Origin of the sequence: Stutzerimonas stutzeri RCH2 (assembly GCF_000327065.1) — a bacterium.
Lineage (GTDB): Bacteria > Pseudomonadota > Gammaproteobacteria > Pseudomonadales > Pseudomonadaceae > Stutzerimonas > Stutzerimonas stutzeri_AE.
Genome location: NC_019936.1, coordinates 1,362,735 through 1,377,377 on the forward strand (window position 1 = coordinate 1,362,735; position 14,643 = coordinate 1,377,377).

Consider the following 14,643-nt stretch of genomic DNA (forward strand, 5'->3'; position numbering starts at 1 on the left):
CCAGATGCCGCAGATCATTTTCCTGCCTAACGCCGATCATTGCCCGGAAGGTGCCGTTATCGAGGCGCAGACGGGTGAGACGGTACTGGATGCCGCGCTGCGTAACGGCATCGACATCGAGCATGCTTGCGAAAAGTCCTGTGCGTGCACAACCTGTCACGTGGTGGTGCGCGAAGGCTTCCAGTCGCTTGAGGTCTCTGACGAGCTGGAGGACGACATGCTCGACAAGGCTTGGGGGCTGGAGCCTAATTCGCGCTTGTCCTGCCAAGCGGTGGTGGCTGATGCCGATCTCGTCGTCGAAATACCGAAGTACACCATCAATCAGGTTTCCGAAGGGCATTAAGGGGCGAGCGTGATGCAGCTTAAATGGAGTGATGTGCTGGAGATCGCCATCGAGCTGGCCGAGCGCAAGCCCGGTGTCGATCCGCGCTATGTGAATTTCGTCGATCTGCACCGTTGGGTGATCGAATTGCCTGACTTTTCTGACGAACCCAATCGCGGCGGAGAAAAGGTCCTCGAGGCCATTCAGGCCGCCTGGATCGAAGAGGCGGAATGATAGCGGGGCGGCTTGCGTCTCTGCCCTGAGAGCATTGAAGCAACCGTTTGGCAGTTGATCGCCTCTTCGACAGTCCACCCCTCTACCCTTATGTTTTCACGCTGAACCCGCGTATAATCCGCGGGTTTACTCGTTCGCTTTAACCCATCAGTTTTGGAGTCCTACATGGCCCTGCAACGCACCTTCTCCATCATCAAGCCTGACGCTGTCGCCAAGAACGTCATCGGCGAAATCACCACCCGTTTCGAGAAGGCCGGCCTGCGCGTCGTCGCTTCCAAGATGGTTCAGCTGTCCGAGCGCGAAGCTGCTGGTTTCTATGCCGAGCACAGCGAGCGCGGTTTCTTCAAGGACCTGGTTGCCTTCATGACTTCCGGCCCGGTTATCGTTCAGGTGCTGGAAGGCGAGGACGCCATTGCCAAGAACCGTGAGCTGATGGGTGCTACCAACCCGAAAGAAGCTGCTGCTGGCACCATTCGCGCCGACTTCGCCGTTTCCATCGACGAGAACGCCGTACACGGTTCCGATTCGGAAGCTTCCGCTGCTCGTGAAATCGCTTACTTCTTCGCTGCCACCGAAGTGTGTGCACGCATTCGCTGATTGAGCGAAGGTGAATCCAATGATTGCCACCACCGGTAAAGTGAATCTGCTCGGGCTTACCCAGTCGCAACTGGAGAGCTTCTTCGAGTCCATCGGGGAAAAGCGTTTTCGCGCCGGTCAGGTGATGAAGTGGATTCACCACTTTGGCGTCGATGACTTCGATGCCATGAGCAATCTCGGCAAGGCCTTGCGCGAAAAGCTCAAGGCCTGCGCCGAGATTCGCGGTCCGGAGATCGTCAGCGAAGACATCTCCAGCGACGGCACCCGCAAGTGGGTTGTACGTGTCGCTTCGGGCAGTTGCGTGGAAACGGTGTATATCCCGCAGGGCGGGCGCGGAACACTATGCGTGTCCTCGCAGGCTGGCTGCGCGCTGGACTGCAGCTTCTGCTCCACCGGCAAACAAGGTTTCAATAGCAATCTCACCGCTGCCGAAGTTATCGGGCAGGTGTGGATTGCCAACAAGTCATTCGGCTCCATCCCGGCGAAAATCGATCGCGCTATCACCAACGTGGTGATGATGGGGATGGGCGAGCCGCTGCTGAACTTCGATAACGTAGTCGCCGCCATGCATATCATGATGGATGACCTCGGCTACGGTATTTCCAAGCGCAAGGTGACGTTGTCGACCTCGGGCGTCGTGCCGATGATTGACGAGCTGGCCAAGGTCATCGACGTGTCCCTGGCGCTGTCGCTGCACGCGCCTAATAATGCGCTGCGTGATCAGCTGGTGCCGATCAACAAGAAGTATCCGCTGGATATGTTGCTGTCGGCCTGCAAGCGCTATATCTCGCAGCTTGGCGAGAAGCGCGTGCTGACCATCGAGTACACGCTGCTCAAGGGCATCAATGACCAGCCCGAGCATGCCGAGCAGATGATCACGCTGTTGGCGGATATTCCCTGCAAGATCAATCTGATTCCGTTCAATCCGTTCCCTCATTCCGGATATGAGCGGCCGAGCAACAATGCCATCCGGCGTTTTCAGGACATCCTGCACAAAGGCGGGCACAATGTGACGGTGCGTACCACCCGCGGCGAAGACATCGACGCGGCTTGCGGTCAGCTCGTCGGCCAGGTTCTGGACCGGACGCGTCGAAGCGAGAGATACATCGCTGTGCGTGAGCTACAGAGCGAGCCAGGTACGGCGCAAATTGCTTCGAACCGATCCTGAGGGGGATGCTGATGACTCTGCGCGCTGCGCTGCTGCTTCTACTGACCGGCCTGTTGGCCGGTTGTGTGTCTTCTGGAACCGTCGATCCGCTGAGAACCGACGAAGGTCGCCAGCAGGCGCGCGACGCCTATATTCAACTGGGCATCGGTTATCTGCAGCAGGGCGCGGCAGCTCGCGCGAAGACACCTTTGCGCAAGGCGCTGGAGATGGATCCGCGCAGTGCCGATGCACATGCTGCGTTGGCCTTGGTATTCCAGACCGAGATGGAAAACGATCTCGCCGACAAGCACTACCGCGAGGCGCTGTCCAGCCGCAAGGATGCCCGCATCCTCAACAACTACGGCAGTTTTCTATTCGAGCAGAAGCGCTATCCGGAAGCCATGGAGCGCTTTCGTCAGGCGGCTGAAGACAACATGTACCCGGAGCGCGCACGGGTGTTTCAGAACCTCGGCATGACCGCGCTGCAGCTGGGGCAGCGCGAAGAGGCCGAGCTTCACTTTACTCGCTCGCTGCGCCTCGACGGTCGCCAGCCTCGCGCGCTGCTCGAGCTTGCCCTCATGGCCTTCGAGGACAAGCAGTACGTTCCAGCCAAGCGTTACTACGATAGCTTCAGCCAGGTAGCTGAGCAGAACGCACGCAGTTTGCTGCTCGGTATTCGTCTGGCCAACATCCATCAGGACCGCGACACGGCTGCCAGCCTCGGGCTGCAGCTGAGGCGGTTGTATCCCGGTACGGATGAGTACAAGCAATATCTTTCGGAGCAACGATGACCGCGCCGCACCAAGAATCCGCTGCACCGACGGGCAACAATCCAGGCGAGACGCTGCGTAAAGCCCGCGAAGACAAGGGCTGGACGCTGTCTGCAGTTGCGCAACAGCTCAATCTCACCGAGCGTTCGCTAGGCCGTATCGAAGCGGGTGACTTCAGTCAGTTGCCGGGACATACCTTTGCCCGTGGTTATGTTCGCGCCTATGCCAAGTTGCTGGGTCTGGACCAGACCCGCCTGGTCCAGGAGTTCGATCAGCACACCGGAACCAACGCATCCGGTAGCAACGTCAACAGCCTCGGACGCATCGAGGAACCGGGCCGTCTGTCGCGAACCTTCATGCGTTTCTTCGGCTTCGCTTTATTGCTGCTGCTGGCCGCCGTTGCCTGGTACTGGTGGCAGGAGCGCGCAGAGCGAGAGGCCACGCGATCTCCTGTCTCGGTGTTGGAGCGGATTGAAGTGGAAGGTGCTGACGGCACCACTGAGATCCATCTGCTCGATCGTACTGACGAAGTTGCCGAACCAGCGATTGAGGCGCAGCCCGAACAGGGCGCGCCGATTGCCGAATCGGATGCAAGCGAGACTGACGAGACACTGGAAGGCAACGCTGAGCCTTCTGATTCGAGCTCACCTGCTGCCGAGTCTCAGCAATCGCAGCCGTTGGCACTTCCCGAAACCGCCAGCGAAAGCGCGGTAGTTTCCGCTCAGGCGCCTGCGTTGGCGACCCCAGCCCCAGCGAGTGATTCCGTGGCGCCGGCACCAGTACCCGGCGAGGCCCAGCTGGAGCTGCGTTTTACCGCCGATTGTTGGACCCGTGTGTCGGATGCCGACGGCCGTGTGCTGTTCAGTGCACTGGCCAAGGCCGGGACCAGCAGGACGGTCAGTGGCAAGGCGCCGCTGGACGTACATCTGGGGTTCGCTCGCGGTGCCCAGCTCAGTTACAACGGCGAAGCTGTAAACCTCGCCTCTCACATGCGCGGCGAGACAGCGCGCCTCAAGCTTGGACAGTAAATTGACCATGCATTCCGAATCTCCTATCAAGCGCCGTCAGTCCCGTAAGATCTGGGTAGGCAGCGTTCCGGTCGGTGGCGATGCGCCGATTTCCGTACAGAGCATGACCAATACCGAAACCTGCGACGTCGAGGCGACGGTTGCGCAGATCCAGCGCCTGGCCAATGCCGGTGCGGACATCGTCAGGGTTTCGGTGCCTTCCATGGAGGCTGCCGAGGCGTTCGGGCGCATCAAGCGGCTCGTCCAGTTGCCCCTGGTGGCCGACATTCATTTCGATTACCAGATCGCGTTGCGCGTGGCGGAGCTTGGCGTTGATTGCCTGCGCATCAATCCAGGCAACATCGGCCGCGAGGACCGCGTGCGCGCCGTGGTCGACGCCGCGCGCGACAAGGGCATCCCGATTCGCATCGGCGTCAATGCCGGTTCGCTGGAAAAGGACCTGCAGAAAAAATACGGTGAGCCGACGCCGCAGGCGTTGGTGGAGTCGGCGCTGCGCCACGTCGATCATCTGGATCGACTGGATTTCCAGGATTTCAAGGTCAGCGTCAAAGCGTCCGACGTGTTCATGGCGGTGGAGGCCTATCGGCTGCTTGCCGGTCAGATCGAGCAGCCGCTGCACCTGGGCATCACCGAGGCGGGCGGTCTGCGTTCCGGTACGGTGAAATCCGCTGTGGGGCTGGGCATGCTGCTCGCGGACGGCATCGGCGACACCATCCGTGTGTCACTGGCAGCTGACCCGGTCGAGGAAATCAAGGTCGGCTTCGACATCCTCAAGTCCCTGCGTTTGCGCTCGCGTGGCATCAACTTCATCGCCTGCCCGAGCTGCTCGCGACAGAACTTCGATGTGGTCAAGACCATGAACGAGCTGGAAGCCCGCGTTGAAGACCTGCTGGTACCGATGGACGTTGCGGTGATCGGTTGCGTGGTCAATGGTCCGGGAGAAGCCAAGGAAGCCCATGTCGGCTTGACCGGTGGCAGCCCGAACAACCTCGTCTACATCGATGGCAAGCCGGCACAGAAACTGAACAACGAAAACCTCGTCGATGAGCTGGAGCAGCTCATCCGGCGCAAGGCCGCCGAAAAGCTCGCGTCCGACGCGGCGGTCATCGCGCGCAGCTGATCTTTAAGGAAATCCATTGAGCAAGTCCCTGCAAGCCATTCGTGGCATGAACGACATCCTGCCTGCGCAGACCCCGATCTGGCGTTACCTGGAAAGCACCTTCGCGCAATTGCTCGATAGCTATGGCTACAGCGAGATTCGCTTGCCGATCTTGGAGTTCACCGACCTGTTCGCCCGTGGTATCGGTGAAGGCACCGACGTGGTCGACAAGGAGATGTACACCTTCCTCGACCGTAACGAGGAGTCGCTGACCCTGCGTCCGGAAGGGACTGCCGGGTGCGTGCGTGCCGTGCTCGAGCACGGGCTGACTGGTGGTGGTCAAGTGCAGAAGCTCTGGTACACCGGGCCGATGTTCCGCTACGAGAAACCGCAGAAGGGCCGCTATCGCCAGTTTCACCAGATCGGCGTGGAAGTCTTCAACCAGCCCGGGCCGGACATCGATGCCGAGTTGATCGTGCTGACCGCGCGTCTGTGGAAGCAGCTAGGTCTCGCCAGCGCCGTGACGCTGCAGCTCAACAGCCTGGGTTCCAGCGAAGCCCGTGCCCGCTATCGCGATGCACTGGTGGCTTACATGCAGCAGCGTTTCGATCAGCTCGACGAGGACAGCCAGCGCCGTCTGACGACCAATCCCCTGCGTATCCTCGACAGCAAGAACGCCCAGACACAGTCGCTGCTGGCCGATGCGCCGACGTTGCATGACTACCTCGACGACGAGTCGAGAGCGCACTTCGACGGGTTGAAAGCCCGTCTCGATGCGGTAGGCATCGCCTACGAAATCAATCCAAAGCTGGTGCGTGGTCTGGATTACTACGGCCGCACCGTGTTCGAGTGGGTGACCGACAAGCTGGGCGCCCAGGGGACCGTTTGTGCAGGTGGTCGCTACGACGGCCTGATCAGCCAGTTCGGCGGCAAGCCTACACCTGGTGTCGGTTTCGCTATGGGCGTCGAGCGTCTGGTATTGCTGCTGGAGACCCTCGAGCTGGTTCCGGATGCATTGAGTCCGGCGCCGCACGCCTATATTTGCGCATTCGGCGAGGCTGCAGAGCTGGCGGCGCTGGCCCTGGCCGAGCGCCTGCGCGATACGCTTCCTGGCCTGCGCCTGCTGGTCAACGCCGGTGGCGGCAGTTTCAAGAGCCAGTTCAAGAAGGCTGACAAGAGCGGCGCTCGCTTTGCACTGATTCTGGGTGAGGACGAACTGGCAGGGCGCGTGGTAGGTTGCAAGCCGCTTCGCGACGACAGCGAACAACAAAGCATTGCCTGGGATGCTCTGCCCGAGCGTCTGGCTGCCTGCCTCGAGCAGGTCTGAGACTAAGCGAATGAAAGGAGTGACAGCGTGACCTCGGGTACCGAAGAAGAACAACTGGCGCAGATCAAAGACTGGTGGCAGCGCAACGGCAAGCCGCTGGTGCTGGGTGCAGTGCTCGCACTGGTATTGGTGTTTGGCTGGCAGTTCTGGCAGAAGCATCAGATCACCCAGGCGCAGAACGCCTCGATCGTTTATCAGCAATTGCTGGGTGCGGCGCTGGAAGCTGGCGAAGCCGATGCCGCTGAAGTATCGCGGCTGGGTAATCTGTTGAAGAAGGACTTTGCCGGCACGCATTACGCCCAGTACGGCAGCCTCTTCGTGGCGAAGGTTGCGGTGGAGTCCGGTCGTCTGGACGAGGCAGCCAGCGAGCTGCGCTCGGTTGTCGACAAGCCGGCCGACAAGACCCTGGACGAGCTGGCACGTCAGCGTCTGGCGCGCGTTCTGGCGGCGCAGGACAAGGCAGAGGAAGCGATCAAGCTGCTGGACGGCAAGGTAGATCAGGCCTTTGCTGCCAGTCGCGAAGAACTCAAGGGCGATCTCCTGGTGCAGCTTGGCCGTAATGACGAGGCGCATGCCGCCTACACCAAGGCCAAGGAGTCGTTGTCCCAGGACGCGGCCATCGGCGGTCTGCAAATGAAGCTGGATGATCTGGCCCGAGGGGAGGCGTAAATGATGCGCTGGAAGACCGCAGCATTGCTGACCTTGGCCGTACTGGCCGCAGGTTGCAGCAGCAAGGACACCAAAGAGGCAGAGCCGGCAGAACTGGTGAAGTTCAAGGCCGAGGTTTCGCTGAAGAAAGAGTGGAGCCGCTCGATCGGCGATGGTCAGGGCAAGACCTACAATCTGTTGACGCCGGTGGTTTATGGCGACCAGATCTATGCCGCCGATGTCGAAGGGCTGGTGGTTTCCATGGACCGCCTGACCGGTAAGGTCAACTGGAAGAAGAAGCTCGACAAGCCGGTTTCCGGTGCAGTTGGCGCCGGCTACGGCCTCGTACTGGTTGGCACCTTGCGTGGCGAGGTGTTGGCGCTGGACGTCAGCACCGGTGAGGAGCGTTGGCGCAGCCAGGTCAGCAGTGAAGTGCTGGCCGCTCCGGCAGTGAACGGCGATATCGTGCTGGTCCAGACCCAGGATGACCGACTGATCGCTCTGGAAATCGACACCGGCGCGCAGCGCTGGAGCTATGAAAGTTCGCCTGCCGTGCTGACGCTGCGCGGCACCGGTGCGCCGCTGCTGACCAATCAGCTGGCTGTTGCCGGGCTGTCGAGCGGTAAGGTCGTTGCGCTGGATACCCGTCGCGGCCTTCCGGTATGGGAGCAGCGCGTTGCCATTCCGCAAGGTCGTTCGGAGCTCGAGCGTGTCGTCGATATCGACGGTGGCCTGTTGCTGTCCGGCGGTACGCTCTATGTCGCAAGCTACCAGGGCCGCGCCGCAGCGCTGGAACTGGAGAGTGGCCGTATCCTCTGGCAGCGCGATGCGTCCAGTTATTCGGGCGCCGCGCTGGGTTATGGCAGTGTTTATCTGAGCCTTGCCGACGGTACGGTCGAAGGCATAGACGAGCGCTCCACCACTGCCTTGTGGCGTAACGATTCCCTGGCTCGTCGCCAGCTTTCGGCTCCCGCGGTGTTTTCCAGCTATGTTGTGGTGGGCGACATCGAAGGCTATCTGCACCTGCTGAGCCAGGTCGACGGCCGTTTCGTCGCCCGCGAGCGTATCGACAGCTCCGGCGTACGTGCACGGCCAGTAGTCGAAGGTGACTGGCTGTACGCATTCGGCAACGACGGCAAGCTGGTGGCGCTGACGATTCGTCAGGCCGACTGACCGCAGGTTGTGCCTACGGCTCCGCCTGGCGGAGCCATGAATATTCGGCCGCTGCCTTGCAGCGGCCTTCGTGTTTTCTGAAATATCGCAGTGGAGAGCCGCATGGTTCCCGTAATCGCCCTGGTGGGCCGCCCGAACGTCGGCAAGTCCACCCTGTTCAACCGCCTGACCAAGAGCCGCGACGCCATCGTTGCCGAATACGCCGGGCTGACCCGTGATCGCCAGTACGGCGAGGCCAAGTGGCAGGGACGGACCTACATCGTGATCGACACTGGTGGCATTTCCGGTGACGAAGAGGGCATCGACGCCAAGATGGCGGAGCAGTCGCTGCAGGCCATCGAAGAGGCTGACGCCGTACTGTTCATGGTTGATGCCCGTGCCGGAATGACGGCGGCGGACCAGATGATCGGCGAGCATCTGCGCAAGCGGAACAAGCGCTGCTTCCTGGTGGCGAACAAGGTCGACAGCGTCGACCCCGATATCGCCCGCGCCGAATTCAGTCCGCTGGGGCTGGGTGATGCACTGCCGATCGCAGCCGCCCACGGCCGCGGCATCAGTCACATGCTCGAAGAAGCGCTGGGCATCTTCCCCAAGGACAATGCCGAGGACGCAGAAGGCGATGACGCTGCCGAGCTGATTGACGGTGAGGAAGTCGTCGCCGAGGGCCAGGAGCCCAAGCGCATCCCCGGTCCGAGCGAAAAGGACGGAATCAAGATCGCCATCATCGGTCGCCCCAACGTCGGCAAGTCGACGCTGGTCAACCGTATGCTCGGCGAAGAGCGGGTCATCGTCTACGACCAGGCCGGCACCACCCGGGACAGCATCTACATTCCCTTCGAGCGTGACGACGAGAAATACACCCTGATCGACACCGCAGGCGTACGTCGTCGCGGCAAGATCTTCGAGGCGGTGGAAAAGTTCTCGGTAGTCAAGACGCTGCAGGCGATCCAGGATGCCAACGTGGTCATCTTCGTCATGGATGCCCGCGAAGGTGTCGTCGAGCACGACCTGAACCTGCTGGGCTTCGTGCTGGAAACTGGCCGTGCGCTGGTCATCGCACTGAACAAGTGGGACGGCATGGAACCGGGTGAGCGCGACTATGTGAAGACCGAGTTGGAGCGCCGGCTGTTCTTTGTCGATTTCGCCGATATCCACTTCATCTCAGCCAAGCACGGCACCGGCGTGGGCCATCTGTACAAGTCGGTACAGGCCGCATTCAAGTCGGCCATTACCCGCTGGCCGACCAGCCGTCTGACGCAGATCCTTGAAGATGCGGTGCGCGAGCATGCGCCGCCGATGGTTGCCAGCCGCCGGATCAAACTTCGTTACGCGCACTTGGGCGGCGCCAACCCGCCGCTGATCGTTATCCATGGCAATCAGGTCGACTCGATTCCAAAGTCCTACACCCGTTATCTGGAAAACACCTATCGGCGCGTTTTGAAGCTGGTCGGTACGCCCATCCGGATCGAGTACAAGGGCGGAGAAAACCCTTACGAGGGCAAGAAAAACACGCTTACCGACCGCCAGGTCAACAAGAAGCGCCGTCTCATGTCGCACCACAAGAAGGCCGAGAAGAAGCGCCGCGACAAGCGCTGACTGGTCAGCGATCTCCGTCGAACGACTGGTCCATATCCAGGGCCGGTCGTGCGTGGCGCGGCGTGCCGACCTGGCGTGCCGGATTGCCGACCACCGTGGTGTGTGGCGCTACGGGGTGCAGCACGATGCTGCCGGCACCCACCTTGGCCCCCTCGCCAATCTCGATGTTGCCGAGAATCTTCGCGCCCGCGCCGATCATCACCCCGCTGCGAACCTTCGGATGACGGTCGCCGCCTTCCTTGCCGGTGCCGCCCAGGGTAACGCCCTGCAAAATCGACACGTCATCACCTACCACCGCGGTCTCGCCAATGACGATACCGGTGCCGTGGTCGAGCATGATGCCATTACCGATCCGGCTGGCCGGGTTGATATCGATGCCGAGGCGTTCGTTGCAGCGCGCTTGGATGAACATCGCCAGCAGACGCTCGCCCCGGGCTTGCAGGTCGTGCCCGACGCGATAGGCCTGCAGGGCGAGAAAGCCCTTGGAGAATAGAAAGACTTCCAGTGCCGTATCGAACGCCGGGTCGCGGCTGACGATTGCCTGCAAGTCGCTGCACGCCGCCTCGGCGAGCCGTGGGGCGTGATGGTGTATGCCGGCGAAGCGATCGGCCAACGTGTGGCTCTGGTCGGCGTTTTCGGCCAGCGCATGGCCGATGCGGTACGCCAGCGCACAGCCGAAGTCGGGACGATCGAGGATGGCCTGGCGAAACACCGTGGCCAGGGTCGGCTCCGTATCCAGTGCATGTTGCGCCTGATTGCGCAGGTCGTTCCACAAGGCGCTGACGGAATGGCTCGGCATGGGAAATTCCTTATGTTCGATACGAGTGATGCCCGTTGCCTGCAACTGTAGCAGTCCGACAGCGGCTGCTGTGGCGGCCTCGTATCGGGCAGTCGTCATCGGCTATTCTGTTCGCCTTCCTGCCGTCCCACATGCGGCAGGCTTGTCGGAAGGCCGTCATGCTCATCAGTAAACTGCCCAACGTTGGCACCACCATTTTCACTACCATGTCGCAACTGGCTGCGGACACGGGTGCGTTGAACCTGTCCCAGGGCTTTCCCGATTTCGACGGCCCCGAAGCGTTACGCGAAGCCGTCGCAGGTCACGTCATGGCGGGGCACAACCAGTACGCCCCGATGACCGGCTTGCCGGCGTTGCGTGAGCAGGTCGCGGCGAAGGTCGCCGGCTTGTATGGGCGCGATGTGGATGCCGCCGCCGAGGTCACGATCACCCCAGGCGCTACCCAGGCCATTTTCTGCGCGATCCAGGCGGTGATCCGGCCCGGCGACGAGGTCATCGTATTCGACCCCTGCTACGACAGTTACGAGCCGTCGGTACAGCTAGCCGGTGGCGTCTGCATCCACCAGCAGCTGAGCCTGCCGGATTTCCGCATCGACTGGCAGCGCCTGGCTGACGCCATCACACCGCGCACGCGGATGATCGTGCTGAACACGCCACACAATCCCAGCGGCGCGCTGATCGATGCCGATGATCTCGATCGGCTGGCTGCGCTGATTCGCGAGCGCGATATCTATCTGCTCAGCGACGAGGTCTATGAACACCTGGTGTTCGACGGCCGCGAGCATGCCAGCGTGCTGCGCCACGATGAGCTCTACCAGCGTGCGTTCGTCATCAGTTCCTTTGGCAAGACGTACCACGTCACCGGCTGGAAAACCGGATACGTCGTTGCGCCGCCGATGCTCAGCGTCGAGCTGCGCAAGGTGCATCAGTACGTCAGTTTCACCGGCGTGACGCCGCTGCAGTGGGCCTTGGCCGATTTCATGGCCGCTCATCCCGAACACCTGGCCGAATTGCCGGCGTTCTACCAGGCCAAGCGCGATCTGTTCTGCGATCTGTTGGCTGGTTCCCGCTTCAGCTTTACCCGTGCTGCCGGCACCTACTTCCAGCTCGCCGATTATTCGGCGATCCGCCCCGACCTCGACGACGTCGCCATGGCCGAGTGGCTGACCCGCGAGCACGGCGTTGCATGCATTCCGATATCGGTTTTCTATCAGCACCCGCCGGCCAATCTCAGGCTGGTGCGCTTCTGCTTTGCCAAACGAGAGGAGACGCTGCGACAAGCGGCGGAACGACTATGCGCGATTTGAACAATCTGCCCGACCTCGAACTGGCGCTGGTGCAGACCAGCCTGATCTGGCAGGACGCTGCCGCCAATCACGAACGCTTCGCCACGCTGCTGGATCAGGCCAGCGGCGCGGATCTGATCGTGCTGCCGGAAATGTTCACCACCGGCTTCTCCATGGAATCTTCCGCTCTCGCCGAGCCGGAGGAGGGCGCGACCTATGCCTGGTTGCGCACCCAGGCCGCGCGGCTGGAAGCAGTAATCACCGGCAGCGTGATCATCGAGGCGGCCGACGGCAGCCATCGCAACCGCCTGCTCTGGGCGCGCCCGGATGGTGAGGTGCTGCACTATGACAAGCGCCACCTGTTCCGCATGGCTGGAGAGCACAAGCACTACACCCCCGGGCAGCAGCAGGCGTTGTTCGAGCTGAACGGCTGGCGCGTGCGCCCACTGATCTGCTACGACCTGCGCTTCCCGGTGTGGAGTCGCGACCCGCACGGCACCGACCTGCTGCTCTACACGGCAAACTGGCCCGCCGCGCGTCGCGATGCCTGGAATCGCCTGCTGCCGGCGCGTGCCATCGAAAATCTGTGCTACGTGGCCGCGGTCAACCGGGTCGGCGAGGACGGCAAGGGCTACCCGTACAGTGGCGACAGCCAGGTGCTCGACTTCAAGGGCGACACGCTGCTGAACGGCGAAGATCGCGATGCGGTATTGCGTTGCACATTGCGCGCGCGCGACCTGGCGGCGTTCCGCGAGCGTTTCCCGGCCTATCACGATGGCGACGAGTTCGAGCTGAAATTCTGACGGTATGCCGATCAGCGCGCGGGCTGTTCAGCGGTCCGCGTGACCAGATAGGTCTGCTTGTGTCCGCGTCGCTGGTAGGCCTCCATCCACCGCTCGGCGCTGGCGCGATCATGGAAACGCTGCATTTCCACTTCGTTGCCGTTATCGTCGATCCGGTAAAGCACCCAGCTGGGTCGCTCGGCCGCTGATCGCTGCGTATTCATTGGCTTCCCCTGAGCAGCAAGCCATTCGGAAGTCCAGCCACTTGGGAGGTGTCCGGTGAAGAGCCTTCTTCAGCTCAGCGAAGTCTATGCCATTCTCGAGCCGGGCCCCGTGGTGTTGCTTGGCACCTCACTGGGCGGGCGGGCCAATCTCATGCCGCTGTCATGGCATTGCATGATGGAGTTCGAGCCACCGCTGGTCGGCTGTGTGGTCAGCGCTGGAAACCATTCGTTCAGCGCCTTGCAGGCCACCGGCGAATGCGTGATCAACGTCCCGACCGAGTCACTCGCTCGACAACTGGTTGGTTGCGGCAATTGCCATGGCGATCAGTGCGACAAGTTCGCCTGTTTCGGACTTACCCCGCTGCCCTCGGCAGAGGTGGCGGTGCCGCGAGTGGAGGAGTGTTTTGCGAATCTGGAATGCCGCGTGGTGGATCGGCAGCTGGTGGATCGCTACAACTTCTTCATCCTGCAGGTGGTGCAGGCGTGGATCGATCCTTCCGTCACTGCGCCACGTACGCTGCATCATCGAGGCTACGGCAAGTTCATGCTTGCCGGAAAGGAAATCCAGCTCGCTTCAAAGATGCGTTGAGCGACGGCGTAGCCATACCCAGCCATAGATACCCACATTGACCAGCAGCACCACCGCGGCCAGCACGTATTGCGCCGGCAGGGTCAGCCAGTCCGGGTAGATCAGCGGCATCAGATAGTGCTCGACGAAGCCTTCGCTGTAGCCAGCGTCGCCCGCACGCAGACGCAGCAGCTGCTCCCAACGTGTCAGTGGGCATCCACGGTCGGCTATTTCGACGAATATCGCCCAGGCCGCCGCCGGCAAATGCCATAGCATCATGCTTGGGCGCCACAGGCAGAGGAGGCCGCCCAGCAGAGCGAACAGCACGAAGGCAAGGTGCAGAAGCAGCAACCCGTCCGCTGCAACGCGGTAGATCATGGCGATGACCTGGCGGGACGGGCACCGGGCAGCTCGGTAAGCTGGCGGTCCTGCAGCTTTGCGAACAGCAGCAGGCCGCCCAGCGCGCCGATCAATGCCAGGAGCATGTCCGACTGGGTATCCCACGGGTCTCCCTGGGTACCGAGGAAATCTACTGCGCCTTGACCAGCCAGGAGTGCGACCCACCATTCGATCAGCTCATAAAAAGCACTGATGGCGAGAGCCACGCAAACCGCCAGCAAATTGAGCATTCTGCTTCTAACCAGATAGCCACCGCGGAGCAGGATTTCCCTGGCGATCAGCGCTGGCACCAGCCCCTGCATGAAATGCCCCAGCTTGTCATATGGATTACGACTGAGTTCGAAGAAGTCTTGCACCCAGAAGCCCAATGGCACGCGCGCGTAGGTATAGGCGCCGCCGAGAATGAGTACCAGCGCATGGGCGGCGATCAGTACGTACAGCAGCTGTGTAAGCGGCGTCCGCTGGTAGGTACAGAGCAGTATCGGCGCCGCGATCAGCACTGGTGCGACCTCCAGTAGCCAGGTCGGCCTATCGTAGGGAGCTATCCCGGAAACGATCAGCGCCAGCAGGACGGCGCTCGCCAGCGCAACATTGACGGAGGTTCGCTGCATAGGGTCTGCCTTGGGCGAATACTGGCGCTAGCA

The 14,643-nt window shown here is 61.6% G+C and carries 18 protein-coding genes; 14 read left to right on the forward strand and 4 right to left on the reverse strand.

Annotated features, from left to right (window positions below):
• The first annotated feature begins 4 nt into the window (after window positions 1-4).
• The 11 genes from fdx to der all read left to right on the forward strand — a co-directional run bounded on the left by fdx (window position 5) and on the right by der (window position 9,941).
• Complete coding sequence (gene fdx, locus PSEST_RS06125) at window positions 5-343, forward strand: ISC system 2Fe-2S type ferredoxin (RefSeq protein WP_015276133.1); 339 nt, start codon at window positions 5-7, stop codon at window positions 341-343.
• A gap of 12 nt (window positions 344-355) precedes the next feature.
• Window positions 356-556 carry a Fe-S cluster assembly protein IscX gene (gene iscX, locus PSEST_RS06130; RefSeq protein WP_015276134.1) on the forward strand — a complete coding sequence of 67 codons (201 nt, stop codon included), beginning with the start codon at window positions 356-358 and terminating at the stop codon, window positions 554-556.
• A gap of 165 nt (window positions 557-721) precedes the next feature.
• Entirely contained in the window at window positions 722-1,153 is a 432-nt protein-coding gene (gene ndk, locus PSEST_RS06135; RefSeq protein ID WP_003284654.1) for a nucleoside-diphosphate kinase, read from the forward strand.
• Window positions 1,154-1,172: 19 nt separating this feature from the next.
• Window positions 1,173-2,321, forward strand: a complete 1,149-nt coding sequence (gene rlmN, locus PSEST_RS06140; protein ID WP_015276135.1) for a 23S rRNA (adenine(2503)-C(2))-methyltransferase RlmN — start codon at window positions 1,173-1,175, stop codon at window positions 2,319-2,321.
• 11 nt (window positions 2,322-2,332) lie between these two features.
• Window positions 2,333-3,091, forward strand: a complete 759-nt coding sequence (gene pilW / locus PSEST_RS06145) for a type IV pilus biogenesis/stability protein PilW (protein ID WP_015276136.1) — start codon at window positions 2,333-2,335, stop codon at window positions 3,089-3,091.
• Window positions 3,088-4,098, forward strand: coding sequence for a RodZ domain-containing protein (locus PSEST_RS06150; RefSeq protein ID WP_015276137.1), 1,011 nt, complete (start codon window positions 3,088-3,090; stop codon window positions 4,096-4,098). The genes pilW and PSEST_RS06150 overlap by 4 nt, the downstream gene beginning before the upstream one ends.
• Window positions 4,099-4,105: 7 nt before the next feature.
• Window positions 4,106-5,218, forward strand: coding sequence for a flavodoxin-dependent (E)-4-hydroxy-3-methylbut-2-enyl-diphosphate synthase (ispG, locus tag PSEST_RS06155; RefSeq protein ID WP_015276138.1), 1,113 nt, complete (start codon window positions 4,106-4,108; stop codon window positions 5,216-5,218).
• A gap of 16 nt (window positions 5,219-5,234) precedes the next feature.
• Window positions 5,235-6,524, forward strand: coding sequence for a histidine--tRNA ligase (gene hisS / locus PSEST_RS06160; protein ID WP_015276139.1), 1,290 nt, complete (start codon window positions 5,235-5,237; stop codon window positions 6,522-6,524).
• Window positions 6,525-6,551: 27 nt separating this feature from the next.
• Window positions 6,552-7,193: a YfgM family protein gene (locus tag PSEST_RS06165; protein WP_015276140.1), complete on the forward strand. Its 642-nt coding sequence runs from the start codon at window positions 6,552-6,554 to the stop codon at window positions 7,191-7,193.
• A gap of 3 nt (window positions 7,194-7,196) precedes the next feature.
• Window positions 7,197-8,345, forward strand: a complete 1,149-nt coding sequence (bamB, locus tag PSEST_RS06170; protein WP_041756925.1) for an outer membrane protein assembly factor BamB — start codon at window positions 7,197-7,199, stop codon at window positions 8,343-8,345.
• Between the two features lie 102 nt (window positions 8,346-8,447).
• On the forward strand, window positions 8,448-9,941 hold the full coding sequence (gene der / locus PSEST_RS06175) for a ribosome biogenesis GTPase Der (protein WP_015276142.1): 1,494 nt from the start codon (window positions 8,448-8,450) through the stop codon (window positions 9,939-9,941).
• A gap of 4 nt (window positions 9,942-9,945) precedes the next feature.
• On the opposite strand, the gene cysE is transcribed toward der, so the two are convergent.
• Window positions 9,946-10,740 (reverse strand): serine O-acetyltransferase, encoded by a 795-nt coding sequence (gene cysE / locus PSEST_RS06180; protein WP_015276143.1) that lies wholly within the window; start codon window positions 10,738-10,740, stop codon window positions 9,946-9,948.
• Window positions 10,741-10,898: 158 nt separating this feature from the next.
• On the opposite strand from cysE, the gene PSEST_RS06185 reads away from it, so the two are divergent.
• Entirely contained in the window at window positions 10,899-12,047 is a 1,149-nt protein-coding gene (locus PSEST_RS06185; protein ID WP_015276144.1) for a pyridoxal phosphate-dependent aminotransferase, read from the forward strand.
• Complete coding sequence (locus PSEST_RS06190; RefSeq protein WP_015276145.1) at window positions 12,035-12,829, forward strand: amidohydrolase; 795 nt, start codon at window positions 12,035-12,037, stop codon at window positions 12,827-12,829. The genes PSEST_RS06185 and PSEST_RS06190 overlap by 13 nt, the downstream gene beginning before the upstream one ends.
• 11 nt (window positions 12,830-12,840) lie before the next feature.
• Here PSEST_RS06190 and PSEST_RS06195 read toward each other — a convergent pair whose 3' ends face one another.
• Window positions 12,841-13,032, reverse strand: coding sequence for a hypothetical protein (locus tag PSEST_RS06195; RefSeq protein WP_015276146.1), 192 nt, complete (start codon window positions 13,030-13,032; stop codon window positions 12,841-12,843).
• Window positions 13,033-13,087: 55 nt separating this feature from the next.
• Between PSEST_RS06195 and PSEST_RS06200 the strand changes: the two genes are divergently transcribed.
• On the forward strand, window positions 13,088-13,621 hold the full coding sequence (locus PSEST_RS06200; protein WP_015276147.1) for a flavin reductase family protein: 534 nt from the start codon (window positions 13,088-13,090) through the stop codon (window positions 13,619-13,621).
• Here PSEST_RS06200 and PSEST_RS06205 read toward each other — a convergent pair.
• Window positions 13,607-13,978 carry a DUF2784 domain-containing protein gene (locus PSEST_RS06205; RefSeq protein WP_015276148.1) on the reverse strand — a complete coding sequence of 124 codons (372 nt, stop codon included), beginning with the start codon at window positions 13,976-13,978 and terminating at the stop codon, window positions 13,607-13,609. The genes PSEST_RS06200 and PSEST_RS06205 overlap by 15 nt on opposite strands.
• A complete protein-coding gene (locus PSEST_RS06210) occupies window positions 13,975-14,610 on the reverse strand; it encodes a DUF2238 domain-containing protein (RefSeq protein WP_015276149.1) in 636 nt (211 codons plus the stop codon). The genes PSEST_RS06205 and PSEST_RS06210 overlap by 4 nt, the downstream gene beginning before the upstream one ends.
• Window positions 14,611-14,643 lie beyond the last annotated feature (33 nt).

Excerpts from the sequence above, each read along its gene's own strand:
- fdx (WP_015276133.1), top strand. The coding sequence starts at position 5 with ATGCCGCAGATCATTTTCCTGCCTAACGCCGATCATTGCCCGGAAGGT.
- iscX (WP_015276134.1), top strand. The coding sequence starts at position 356 with ATGCAGCTTAAATGGAGTGATGTGCTGGAGATCGCCATCGAGCTGGCC.
- ndk (WP_003284654.1), top strand. The coding sequence starts at position 722 with ATGGCCCTGCAACGCACCTTCTCCATCATCAAGCCTGACGCTGTCGCC.
- rlmN (WP_015276135.1), top strand. The coding sequence starts at position 1,173 with ATGATTGCCACCACCGGTAAAGTGAATCTGCTCGGGCTTACCCAGTCG.
- pilW (WP_015276136.1), top strand. The coding sequence starts at position 2,333 with ATGACTCTGCGCGCTGCGCTGCTGCTTCTACTGACCGGCCTGTTGGCC.
- PSEST_RS06150 (WP_015276137.1), top strand. The coding sequence starts at position 3,088 with ATGACCGCGCCGCACCAAGAATCCGCTGCACCGACGGGCAACAATCCA.
- ispG (WP_015276138.1), top strand. The coding sequence starts at position 4,106 with ATGCATTCCGAATCTCCTATCAAGCGCCGTCAGTCCCGTAAGATCTGG.
- bamB (WP_041756925.1), top strand. The coding sequence starts at position 7,197 with ATGCGCTGGAAGACCGCAGCATTGCTGACCTTGGCCGTACTGGCCGCA.
- der (WP_015276142.1), top strand. The coding sequence starts at position 8,448 with ATGGTTCCCGTAATCGCCCTGGTGGGCCGCCCGAACGTCGGCAAGTCC.
- cysE (WP_015276143.1), bottom strand. The coding sequence starts at position 10,740 with ATGCCGAGCCATTCCGTCAGCGCCTTGTGGAACGACCTGCGCAATCAG.
- PSEST_RS06185 (WP_015276144.1), top strand. The coding sequence starts at position 10,899 with ATGCTCATCAGTAAACTGCCCAACGTTGGCACCACCATTTTCACTACC.
- PSEST_RS06190 (WP_015276145.1), top strand. The coding sequence starts at position 12,035 with ATGCGCGATTTGAACAATCTGCCCGACCTCGAACTGGCGCTGGTGCAG.
- PSEST_RS06195 (WP_015276146.1), bottom strand. The coding sequence starts at position 13,032 with ATGAATACGCAGCGATCAGCGGCCGAGCGACCCAGCTGGGTGCTTTAC.
- PSEST_RS06205 (WP_015276148.1), bottom strand. The coding sequence starts at position 13,978 with ATGATCTACCGCGTTGCAGCGGACGGGTTGCTGCTTCTGCACCTTGCC.
- PSEST_RS06210 (WP_015276149.1), bottom strand. The coding sequence starts at position 14,610 with ATGCAGCGAACCTCCGTCAATGTTGCGCTGGCGAGCGCCGTCCTGCTG.